This window comes from Paenibacillus tyrphae, from assembly GCF_000722545.1.
Lineage (GTDB): Bacteria > Bacillota > Bacilli > Paenibacillales > NBRC-103111 > Paenibacillus_G > Paenibacillus_G tyrfis.
Genome location: NZ_JNVM01000039.1, coordinates 48,833 through 60,559 on the forward strand (window position 1 = coordinate 48,833; position 11,727 = coordinate 60,559).

The 11,727-nt window shown below is 51.9% G+C and carries 10 protein-coding genes and 1 rRNA gene; all 11 read right to left on the minus strand.

Translation table 11 applies throughout. From position 1 onward, the window contains the following. Positions 1-25: 25 nt before the first annotated feature. The 11 genes from ispF to rrf all read right to left on the minus strand — a co-directional run bounded on the left by ispF (position 26) and on the right by rrf (position 11,616). Positions 26-511, minus strand: a complete 486-nt coding sequence (gene ispF, locus ET33_RS31295; RefSeq protein ID WP_036691468.1) for a 2-C-methyl-D-erythritol 2,4-cyclodiphosphate synthase — start codon at positions 509-511, stop codon at positions 26-28. Next, the gene (ispD, locus tag ET33_RS31300; RefSeq protein WP_036691470.1) at positions 508-1,215 is read right to left on the minus strand and encodes a 2-C-methyl-D-erythritol 4-phosphate cytidylyltransferase; all 708 of its coding nucleotides are present in this window, start codon (positions 1,213-1,215) and stop codon (positions 508-510) included. The genes ispF and ispD overlap by 4 nt, the downstream gene beginning before the upstream one ends. 85 nt (positions 1,216-1,300) lie before the next feature. Then, entirely contained in the window at positions 1,301-2,398 is a 1,098-nt protein-coding gene (locus ET33_RS31305) for a PIN/TRAM domain-containing protein (protein WP_036691473.1), read from the minus strand. A 165-nt stretch (positions 2,399-2,563) separates the two neighbouring features. Next, the gene (gene pssA / locus ET33_RS31310; RefSeq protein ID WP_036691478.1) at positions 2,564-3,298 is read right to left on the minus strand and encodes a CDP-diacylglycerol--serine O-phosphatidyltransferase; all 735 of its coding nucleotides are present in this window, start codon (positions 3,296-3,298) and stop codon (positions 2,564-2,566) included. A gap of 75 nt (positions 3,299-3,373) precedes the next feature. Further along, positions 3,374-4,453, minus strand: a complete 1,080-nt coding sequence (disA, locus tag ET33_RS31315; protein WP_258959319.1) for a DNA integrity scanning diadenylate cyclase DisA — start codon at positions 4,451-4,453, stop codon at positions 3,374-3,376. A gap of 192 nt (positions 4,454-4,645) precedes the next feature. Further along, positions 4,646-6,013 (minus strand): DNA repair protein RadA, encoded by a 1,368-nt coding sequence (gene radA / locus ET33_RS31320; RefSeq protein ID WP_036691481.1) that lies wholly within the window; start codon positions 6,011-6,013, stop codon positions 4,646-4,648. A 178-nt stretch (positions 6,014-6,191) separates the two neighbouring features. Then, a complete protein-coding gene (clpC, locus tag ET33_RS31325) occupies positions 6,192-8,636 on the minus strand; it encodes an ATP-dependent protease ATP-binding subunit ClpC (RefSeq protein ID WP_036691483.1) in 2,445 nt (814 codons plus the stop codon). A 61-nt stretch (positions 8,637-8,697) separates the two neighbouring features. Next, positions 8,698-9,765 carry a protein arginine kinase gene (locus ET33_RS31330; protein ID WP_036691485.1) on the minus strand — a complete coding sequence of 356 codons (1,068 nt, stop codon included), beginning with the start codon at positions 9,763-9,765 and terminating at the stop codon, positions 8,698-8,700. Positions 9,766-9,790: 25 nt separating this feature from the next. Continuing rightward, positions 9,791-10,309, minus strand: coding sequence for a UvrB/UvrC motif-containing protein (locus ET33_RS31335; RefSeq protein WP_036691490.1), 519 nt, complete (start codon positions 10,307-10,309; stop codon positions 9,791-9,793). Between the two features lie 46 nt (positions 10,310-10,355). Beyond that, positions 10,356-10,817 carry a CtsR family transcriptional regulator gene (locus tag ET33_RS31340; RefSeq protein ID WP_036691494.1) on the minus strand — a complete coding sequence of 154 codons (462 nt, stop codon included), beginning with the start codon at positions 10,815-10,817 and terminating at the stop codon, positions 10,356-10,358. A 682-nt stretch (positions 10,818-11,499) separates the two neighbouring features. Then, positions 11,500-11,616 (minus strand): 5S ribosomal RNA (rrf, locus tag ET33_RS31345). Positions 11,617-11,727 lie beyond the last annotated feature (111 nt).

Below are 11,727 nucleotides of genomic sequence, written 5' to 3' on the forward strand. Positions count from 1 at the left end.
TTTTGATCCGTAAAAAGATTATTTGTTATGATAGCACATCTTTCACAAGACAAACAACCGCCTGTGCGGCAATACCTTCGCCTCGCCCGGTGAAGCCGAGCTGCTCTGTCGTCGTCGCTTTCACATTAATCTGCGACGGCTCCGCTTCAAGCGCAGCTGCGATCCGCTCGATCATTGCGGGAATGTGCGGCGCCATCTTCGGCTTCTGCGCGATGATTGTACAGTCCGCATTGCCCAGACGGTACCCCGCTTGCTTGGCACTCTCCCAGACCTGCACAAGCAGCATATAGCTGTCCGCATCCTTATACGCGGCATCCGTGTCGGGAAAATGCTTCCCGATATCCCCAAGCCCCAGTGCGCCAAGAATCGCGTCGGTTAGCGCGTGCAGCAGCACGTCCGCATCGGAATGCCCGAGCAGCCCTTTTTCAAAAGGAATGTCCACGCCGCCGATAATGCACTTGCGTCCCTCCACCAGTTGATGCACGTCGAACCCTTGCCCCACTCGTATCATGACTCTCGCTCTCCCCTGACATGTCGAATGATCCACTCGGCCCAAGGCAAGTCCTCGGGCGTCGTGATTTTGATATTGTAATAGTCGGCTTCGACTACGGCGACCCGGACGCCAAGCCGCTCGACCAGCATGGCGTCGTCCGTCCCGACGAAGCCTTCCTCCCGTGCCCGCTCGTGCGCTTCGCGCAGCAATGAAAAACGAAAAGCCTGCGGGGTCTGAATCGCCCACAAGCTGCGCCGGTCCGGGGTCGCTTGGATCAACCCTTCGCCGTCCACGATTTTAATCGTATCCTTTACGGGTACGGCTAGAACAGCCGCTTCAGTCTCTATCGCTTTATCCAGGCATGCTGCGATATGCTCCCGGGCGGCAAACGGCCGGACGCCGTCGTGTACCATCACCCAACGGACGCTGCCGTCCAAGGCCAACAGCCCTTGGTACACGGAGTCTTGACGTTCCTTCCCCCCGGGAATGACCCGCTTCACCTTTCTTAGCCCGTAAGTCCCGACATAGCCCTGGCACCGCTCTACATCGTCCGCCCCCGTAACCAACACCACGTCGCTTACGGCTTCGAGCCGATCGAACAGCTCCAGCGTATGTACCAGAATCGGTTTGCCGTCCAGCAGCAAGTATTGCTTGCTTTCTTGCGTTCGCATCCGCGAGCCTCTGCCCGCCGCTACGACCACGACCCCCAGTTTATCCGTCAACTTGTCCACCTGCCACTATGGTTCGGCACCGAATGAAGCAAACCCGTTTGCCTTATTCTAAGCGCATCTCTCTTATCATACCGTGTTAGAGCGCTTTTTCCAATAGCTTCGGCTTAGCAAATATCATTCGACCGGCTGACGTTTGAAGAACACTTGTCACCAGCACATCGAGCGTCATGCCGATAAAGTCCCGGCCGCCTTCCACGACAATCATCGTGCCGTCATCCAAATAGGCGACGCCCTGCCCATGCTCCTTGCCGTCCTTGATGACTTGCACCAGAATTTCCTCTCCGGGCAGTACGACCGGCTTCACCGCATTGGCCAGATCGTTGATGTTCAACACCGATACGCCCTGCAGCTCGCATACTTTGTTGAGATTGAAGTCGTTCGTAATCACTTTCCCCTGCAAAGCTTTGGCCAGACGCACAAGCTTGCTGTCCACCTCGGAAATTTCTTCGAAATCCCCTTCGTAGATCAGTACTTTGACATCAAGCTCCTTCTGGATTTTGTTCAAAATGTCTAGCCCCCGACGGCCGCGGTTGCGCTTGAGCAAGTCCGACGAATCGGCAATATGCTGCAGCTCCTCCAGCACAAATTCGGGAATGACGAGGGTTCCCTCGATAAATCCGGTTTTGCAAATATCCGCAATACGCCCGTCGATAATTACGCTCGTATCGAGAATTTTATGCTCCTCGAATCCTTTGGCCTCCCCGGATGCTCCTTTCCCGCGATCCGATCGGCGTGCGTCCAGCACGGTGAACAACTCCTCCTGTTTCACTGCGCCAAGCCGGTAGCCCGCATACGAAAATGCCGCGATCAGCAGCATATGCAGCAGAGGGCTGAACACACCTGCCTGGCTGAACGGATGGAGCAGTACCGACGAAAAGAGCAATCCGACGACCATTCCGATCGAGCCCGCAAGCAGATCGGTCACCGGTACGTTGGCAATGCGTTCCTCTCCCCGCTGCACCACTTTCAGCAGATACGTTAATGCCCAAGAGCTGATCGAATAGAAGAGCAGCGCGCCGGCCCCCAGCATCCAGAGGGCCTGTCCTTGAATTTCTTCCCGTCCCAAAACCGATGCTATGAATTCAAAACATGGTTTCCCTATCGTATCAGTCCACCGTACTCCAAGCGCACCGCCGATAACAGCAAACAGAAGCTGGAACCATTTTTTCATCATAGACTTTCACCTCCATAAAAATAACAAATTCTGCCTTCTTCTACAATTATGATCCAAATTACTCCAGCCTAATCGTATCAGTTGAAGAAAATGAAAAAAAGCATTCATTTTCCTTGTGGAAAACAAATGCTTTTCATTTTCATAGCCTTGTGGAGTTATGCGGTTTTAGAGGCTCGTTGTTTTGGACTCCGGTTCTTCCATGGACGGACGTTTTCTTCGTTTCCAGAAGAACAGCCGATCAACGTTTTTTTTTAAGCCGTACAGCGCATAAAGAAGCAGCGGTACGAAGATGAGCTTGGACAACAGTCCCGGATACATGACAGCCAGTACAACGGCAGCCACGACGACAACGGGCGTAATCCAAATGGCGGCTTTCGGGATGCCAACCTTTTTGAAGTTCGGGTATTTGACGGTGCTGACCATCAAGTAGGACAGCAGAAGCGTCGACAAGACGAGTACGATCGTGTTCAATTCTTTATGGAACAGCGCGAGCGTACACAATACGCCGCCGGCTGCAGGAATCGGCAAGCCGATAAAATATCCCGGTGTCCCAGCAACGACATTGAAGCGGGCCAGACGAAGCGCGCCGCAGATCGGGAAGATCGCTGTGACGATCCACGCTGCCGCTGCATTCATCTCGGTAAAAGCCACCACATACATGATGAACGCCGGCGCTACGCCGAACGAGATGACATCGGACAGCGAGTCCAACTCTTTGCCGAATTCGCTCTGCGCATTGAGCGCACGGGCAACGCGTCCGTCCAAGCCGTCTAGAAGCATTGCAACGATGACCATGATCGCGGCAAGTTCGGGCTTACTATTAAACACGGAAATAATTGCAATAATACCTAAGAACAAGTTCCCAATCGTAAACAAGTTCGGAAGGGATTTTGTTATCATTGTTTTAGTCCACCTCTGGTTTTACTGTACCCTAATATCGTAATAATATTTGGCTATCCTCTGATTGTAAGCAAGTTAAATATGTCTGTCAATGAGCACCTGATCTTGGATTCGTTTCAACCCTTCTTTAATCGTGCGTGCGCGCACTTCCCCGATGCCGTCCACTTCGTCCAATTCTTCAATTGTCGCCATCATCAGATGCGGGAGCTGACCGAACCGTTCCACCAAATTATGTATAATGACGGAGGGAAGACGCGGTATTTTGTTCAGTACCCGATAGCCTCTTGGCGAGAGCGTCTCCTCCGCGCTGCCAGGCGTATGCGGATAGCCGAGCGCCCGTGCAATGTGCGAATGATCGAGCATCTCGTCGGTCGAATGCTTCTTGAGAGTCGCTTGGACTTCTTTTACCTTCTCTTCAGACAGTTCTTTGACGTAATCCTTAATCAACAGGTAAGCCTCATTCTCGGTGTTGCCAACCAATTCCTCCAACTGCATGCTGATCAGCCGGCCTTCGTTACCGAGCTCGTTAATGTAACGCTTGATCTCTGCTTTAATACGTAAAACCATCTCAATACGTTGCATCACACCGGTCACATCGTGTAAAGTAACCAGCTCCTCAAATTCGGAAGCGCCCAGATTGGTCATATCCTGATCCAATACGGACTTGTATTTCTCCAGCGTTTGAATCGCCTGATTCGCTTTCGTCAAAATGACGCCGATATCTTTCAGCGAATAGCGCAAGCTGCCTTGATACAAAGTAATGACATTGCGCCGCTGCGAGATGGACACCACGAGCTTGGAGGTCTGCTTCGCGACGCGTTCCGCCGTCCGGTGCCGAATGCCTGTTTCGCTAGATGTAATCGAAGAGTCCGGAATCAGCTGCGTATTCGCATACAGAATACGCTTCAAATCCTCGCTGAGGATGATCGCGCCGTCCATTTTGGCCAGCTCATATAAGTAGTTCGGGGAAAAATCGCAGTTGATCGAAAAGCCGCCGTCTACAATCTCCATCACTTCCGGGCTGTAGCCGACGACGATTAAGCCGCCCGTCTTGGCGCGGAGCACGTTCTCCAGCCCTTCCCGGAACGGCGTGCCTGGCGCAACGAGCTGCAGCAGTTGGCTCATGACGTCGCGTTTTGCTTCTTCCTTGCTCAATGGTGTCCCTCCTGACGAATTTTTTGAATCAAAGAGAGGTTGATTGCACAGCAGGGAGAACTGCCTCCGGCCGCTCTTGAACTCGGAAAGTTTGAATTATCATTTAAGGTAGCTTTCCGAGTTCAAAGGCGGCACGTAAACTCTCCGGCAGTTCCCCTGCGCTCCATCAAAACCTTTGATTCAAAAAATATATTATACTAAAGCAGCCGATAGCGCTTCGGCTACAGTGTTGACGCCGATAATTTGAATGCCTGCCGGGGGCGTCCAGCCTTTCAGGCTTTTTTGCGGGAGGATGACGCGGCGGAAGCCGAGCTTCTCCGCTTCCCGCACCCGCTGGTCGACGCGTGAGACACCGCGCACCTCGCCCGTCAGTCCGACCTCGCCGAAGATGACGTCAAACGGCTGCGTCGGCTGTTCGCGGAAGCTTGAGGCGATGCTGACCGCAACCGCAAGGTCGACGGCAGGCTCATCCAGCTTCACGCCGCCCGCGACGTTAAGGTAAGCGTCCTGATTTTGCAAAAACATGCCCATCCGCTTCTCCAGCACCGCAATAATGAGCGACAGCCGGTTATGGTCGAAGCCGGTCGCCATCCGCCGGGGAGATGGAAAGTTGGTGGACGAGACGAGTGCTTGAAGCTCCACGAGCACCGGGCGCGTCCCCTCCATACTGGCGACGACGGTTGAGCCGGCAACGCCCAGCGGACGCTCGGACAAAAACAGCTCCGACGGATTGTTGACCTCGACCAATCCGCTTTCCCGCATCTCGAAAATCCCGATTTCGTTGGTCGAACCGAACCGGTTTTTAACGGCGCGAAGCACCCGGTACGAATGATGGCGCTCCCCTTCGAAATACAGCACGCAATCGACCATATGTTCGAGTAATCGCGGTCCTGCAATGGCACCCTCTTTAGTAACATGACCAACGAGGACGGTTGCGATTCCTTTCATTTTGGCAATCCGCATAAAATGCCCCGTACATTCCCGAACTTGAGAAACCGAACCGGGAGCGGAAGCTACGGCTCCGTGGTATACCGTTTGGATCGAGTCGATGACGATGAAATCCGGCTCGATCTCATCAATCGCCGCTTCGATATGCTCCACATTCGTTTCGCAAAGCACGAACAACTGCGGGGAAACGGCTTGCAGCCGGTCTGCCCTCAGCTTCGTCTGGCGGACGGATTCCTCTCCGGAAATATACAGCACCTTCAAGTCCAGCTGCGTCAGCAAATGCGATGTTTGCAGGAGCAGCGTCGACTTCCCGATCCCCGGGTCGCCGCCTACCAGAATCAAGGAGCCGGGCACGATGCCGCCGCCAAGCACGCGGTTCAATTCCCGATTGTCCGTCACGATCCGCTCTTCTTGACTGCTTTCTATGTTTATGATAGAAACCGCTTTTTCTTTCTTGTTCAAAAAATTTGTGTGCAGCCCTTTGCTCTTAACAACGGTCTCCACTTCTTCCACAAATGTATTCCAAGCTTCGCAGCCCGGACATTTGCCGAGCCATTTCGGCGATTCGTAGCCGCATGACTGGCAGAAGAACTTTGTTTTTGTTTTCGCCATCATTTAACCTGCTTTCTGATCCCAACTCAAAGTTTACCATTTTGACCCTGTCTTGAAAACCCTTGCCGCCGCTGAAAAGAAAAAAAGCTTTAACGGTAAAGAAAAAAGCATCCCTCCGGCCCAACTTGCAGCCGTAGGATGCTTATTGAAGGAGCCTGCGCTCCTAAATTTTTTTGACTTAAGCCTGCGTAGCGACACCTTGGTTGCGGTGAACGATCAGTTCGCCGTCCTTCTCGTCGATCGTAAGCGAGTCGCCTTTGGCGATGTTGCCGCGCAGCAATTCTTCAGACAACCGGTCTTCGATGTGTTTCTGAATCGCTCTGCGCAGCGGTCTCGCGCCGAAGGTCGGATCGTAGCCTTCTTTGGCCAAGAACGCTTTGGCCGAATCGGTCAGGAAGAATTCGACTTCCTGCTCTTTCAACCGTTTGCGAAGCTCTTCGGCCATCAAAGTCACGATTTCGGCGATATGATGTTCTTCCAAGGAGTGGAACACGATAATCTCGTCGATCCGGTTCAAGAACTCAGGACGGAAGCTTTTCTTCAGCTCGCTCATTACTTTTTCTTTCATATTGTTATAGTCTTTGCCTGCATCATGCGCAGCGGTGAAGCCGAGCGTCGAGTTTCTCTTGATCGTGTCGGCCCCGACGTTCGATGTCATGATGATCAGCGTATTGCGGAAGTCGACCGTACGGCCTTTGGAATCCGTCAGACGGCCGTCTTCAAGCACCTGCAGCAAAATGTTGAATACTTCAGGATGCGCTTTTTCGATTTCGTCCAGCAGGACAACGGAATACGGCTTACGGCGTACTTTTTCGGTCAATTGGCCGCCTTCCTCGTATCCTACGTATCCCGGAGGCGCTCCGACCAGACGAGACGTAGAATGCTTCTCCATATACTCGGACATATCGATCCGAATGACGGCATTTTCGTCACCGAAGAGAGACTCGGCGAGCGCACGGGCCAGCTCGGTTTTCCCGACACCGGTCGGACCAAGGAAGATGAACGAGCCCATCGGGCGTTTCGGGTCTTTCAGACCCGCTCTAGCCCGGCGAATTGCGCGGCTGACCGCTTTGACCGCTTCGTCTTGGCCGATAACCCGGTCATGCAGGATGGATTCCATTTTCAGCAGGCGCTGGGTTTCTTCCTCAGCCAGCTTCACGACAGGAATACCGGTCCAGCTTGCTACGACCTGAGCAATATCGTCCGGCGTCACTTCGGAATCGGTGCGTCCTTGCTTTTCTTTCCACTCATTCTTCGTCGAATCAAGCTCTTCGCGCAGCTTCTGCTCCGTGTCACGCAGCGATGCCGCTTTCTCGAATTCCTGACTTTGCACGGCAGCGTCTTTTTCCTTACGGATGTCTTCGAGATGGCTTTCCAGCTTTTTCAGATCCGGCGGTACCGTGTACGAACGGAGCCTTACTTTGGAGCTGGCTTCATCGATCAAGTCGATCGCTTTATCCGGAAGGAACCGGTCCGTAATATAACGGTCGGACAGCTTCACGGCTTGCTCGATAGCTTCATCCGTAATTTTCACGCGGTGATGCGCTTCGTAACGGTCACGCAGTCCGTGCAAAATCTGAATCGCTTCTTCCGGCGACGGTTGATCGACCGTGATCGGCTGGAAGCGTCTTTCCAGCGCTGCGTCCTTTTCGATATATTTGCGGTACTCGTCAAGCGTCGTAGCCCCGATGCACTGGAGCTCACCGCGAGCCAGAGCCGGCTTCAAAATATTCGAAGCGTCGATCGCGCCTTCCGCCCCGCCGGCACCGATCAGCGTATGCAGCTCGTCAATGAACAAGACGATATTTCCGGCTTGCCGGATTTCATCCATAATTTTTTTCAAGCGGTCTTCGAATTCGCCGCGGTATTTCGTACCGGCGACGACCGAGCCCATATCCAAGGTCATGACGCGCTTATCGCGCAGCGTTTCCGGAATTTCGTTCGCGACGATTTTTTGTGCCAATCCTTCAGCAATCGCCGTCTTACCTACGCCGGGCTCCCCAATGAGAACCGGATTGTTCTTCGTACGGCGGCTGAGCACTTGAATCACACGCTCGATTTCTTTGCTGCGGCCGATGACCGGGTCCAGGTTGCCTTCCTTGGCATAAGCCGTCAGGTCGCGAGCCAGACCGTCCAACGTCGGTGTATTCACATTCGTCGGGTTACCATGGTTAGGCGAGACCACCTCGCTGCTGCCAAGCAGTTGAAGCACTTGCTGACGGGCCTTGTTCAGGCTCACGCCCAAATTGTTCAATACGCGTGCAGCAACGCCTTCGCCTTCACGAATCAAGCCGAGCAGAATATGCTCCGTTCCGACGTACGTGTGTCCCAGCTTACGGGCTTCGTCCATCGACAACTCGATTACTTTTTTCGCCCGCGGCGTGTATGCGATATTCGATGGCTGCTCTTGTCCCCGTCCGATCAGCGATTCGACTTCGTCTTGAATTTTCTCAAGACCGAGTCCGAGCGCAATGAGCGCCTTCGCGGCAATGCCTTCGCCTTCACGAATCAGACCGAGCAGAATGTGCTCTGTTCCAATATTGTTGTGTCCCAAACGAACTGCTTCCTCCTGCGCCAAGGACAATACCTTTTGCGCGCGTTCCGTAAATCTGCCAAACATCATGTGTAACACCTCCAAAGATTGGTATAGCGTATGCTTATTATGCGGTTTCGTATGTTAGCGGCTAGCCCGTTTCCGCAATTTTTTCCCGGATGAGCTGTGCGCGCCTAATGTCTCTTTCTTCAGGTGTCAGCTTTTCTCCTGCCGTCTGCTGTAAAAAACCGGGTTGGGTCATAACCAAAAGCTCGTTGAGCACATGTGAAGAGACGTTTTTGATAAACCCGAGATCAATCCCGAGCCGCACGTCCGACAGGCGCTGCGCCGCTTCTTTGGAATCCATAATCGCCGCATACGACAAGACGCCGTAAGAGCGGCTGACCCGGTCCAAAATTTTGGCTCTTGTCTCGTAGATCAGCTTCTGTCTGGCCGCGCGTTCGTGCTCGATAATTTGCCGTACGACGCTGTACAGGTTATCGATGATTTCCTCTTCGGATTGTCCCAGCGTAATCTGATTCGAAATCTGAAACAGATTGCCGAGCGCTTCGCTGCCTTCGCCATACAACCCCCGCACGGCCAGCCCAACTTGGGTAATAGCCGATAATATGCGGTTGATCTGCTGCGTCAGAACTAGCGCGGGAAGATGGATCATCACCGAAGCGCGAATCCCCGTGCCTACGTTCGTGGGACAGCTCGTCATGTATCCGTGTTTTTCGTCAAATGCATAATTCAAATGCGTTTCGAATATATCGTCGATCTGGTTGGCCAGATCCCAAGCTTCTTTGATCTGAAAACCAGGACACAAGCACTGAATCCGAAGATGGTCTTCTTCATTGACCATAATGCTAACGGACTCGTTATCACTGAGAATGACGGCTCCGTTGCGCGATTCGTTAGCCAACGCCGGACTAATCAAATGCTTTTCGACCAGCACCCGCCTCGCCAGTTCATTCAAATCGGATAGCGGCAGCATCGAAAAACGGCTGATCGTCTCCAGCTCTTCATTATGAGCGACTTGGGCTACCTGATCCAGCACTTCCTTCGATTGCTGGTTCGTTGCCAACATAGGGAAGGGGTACGCCTGCATATTTCGCGCGATGCGTATGCGGCTGCTGATGACGATATCCGAATCCGGCCCTTTACCCTTCATCCAATCGCTAAGCGCATTCTCTGTAAAACGGCTTGCTTCCGTCATAAGCACTCCTCCTTACCTCACCCGTCTAGCCTTCGGCAACCTTTTTTTCAAGCTCGCGGATTTGATCCCGCAGACGGGCTGCTTCTTCGAATTCCTCGTTATCGATACGGATCAGCAATTCCTTTTTCAACTGATCTATTTCACGCTTATGTTTAATTAACCCGCCGGACCGCTTGGGAACCTTGCCGGTATGAACAATGTTGCCATGGACGCGTTTGAACAGCGGGTCCAGCTTCTCCCCAAAATGCTTATAGCACTCGCTGCAGCCGAAACGACCGATTTTGCTGAACTGCGAATACGTTAGTCCACAATGCTCGCAGCGGCTGGGCTGTGCTTTGTTGGCGAGCGTACTGTGCGCCGACGGTTCGAAATCAAGCAGCCCACTGAGCAGATTATGAATGGAGAACCCATTGGCCGTCCCCGGGATGAGCTCCCCTTTTTCTCTGGCGCACGATTCGCAAATGTGAAACTCCGTCTTCTCGCCATTCAAAATTTTCGTAAAATGAAGCGTCGCTTGCTTCTTGCCACATTCCTGACAAATCATCTGGGTCCCTCCTTTAATCTTGCCCTGGGACGGCAGGATACGAATATCATTTGCTTAGCAAAGAAATCAACATCGCTTTCAATATTCTTGCCCTGATCTCATCCCTTAGAGGCAGCTTCAAGATCAGAACCTCCCGGGTAATGGCTGCTTTCATCAATGCCGCTTCCCGCGTAGTGATGAAGCCCCCTTCTTCCAGCTGATACAGCAGTCCTTCGGATGCAAGCTGATCCATGTGCGTACCGATGGTTTGGAAAATATGGTCCATCACCGCGCCATGCGATTGCAGCTCGATTCTTTGAATTCGAATGTAACCGCCGCCGCCCCGCTTGCTTTCGACAATGTACCCTTTCTCCAATGTAAAGCGGGTACTGATGACGTAATTGATCTGCGAGGGAACGCAGTTGAATTGATCGGCCAGCTCATTACGTTGGATCTCGATCACACCGTCGGGGCTCTGCTGCAAAGTCTGCTTCAGATATTGCTCAATAATTTCTGAAACATTGCGCATCTATTCGACCTCCCGCGACAGAAGTAAAACCATATTTAAAGTGAAGAAAGCCAAGATGATCCGATTTAAGCTAGCTGCAAAAATCATTGACTTTGACTTTCTTTGACTTTAACTACATTATAGCAGATTTGCGTAAGATTGCAACTCCCGGACCTTTTTGCGCATTACAACCTATGTTGAATTATTCAGCTGATTTACAGTCCTTTTTCTAAGTATTAACATAAAACCATCTGCTTATTATGAGTGCCGGATTTTAACTTCGCTCAAAAACGGGAGGGTGAGAATATTGGCACTGTGTAAAGCACTTCACAGATATTCGATAATTTCAAATTCCTTTTACACAAAAAGAGCCGCTTACGCAGCTCTCCGAAATCCATATATAAAGATAGTATATTATGCAAAAATATGTATTAGCACGAGAATATTAGTTTGTTCCTGTACTCCAGATAGCCAGACGGCCAATGTAGATCACCACATTCCCATCGTCTTGAACAATCAAAGAAGAACCTGGGTAGCCGTGCGTATTTAAGTACGTTATTGTAAATATATTACTTATCTTTTTTCTTTGTATGGATAAATATCCTTCTTTTGAGAGAAAAGGCTCAAGCAGATTCTGGGATCGATCCAGGAGTCATTATAAAGAAAAAGAGCCTCTCCGGATAAAATCCGAAGAAGCTCTTGTGCTTGGCGACGTCCTACTCTCCCAGGACCCTGCGGTCCAAGTACCATCGGCGCTGGAAGGCTTAACGGTCGTGTTCGGGATGGGTACGCGTGGTTCCCTTCCGCCATCATCACCAAACGGATTGCGATGTTTCTGCCACGAAACATCTTTAACTTTGTTCAAGGCGACTTGCACCCTGAAAACTGGATCGAAACAAAGCGTATGTGAATCGTATTGGATAAGCCCTCG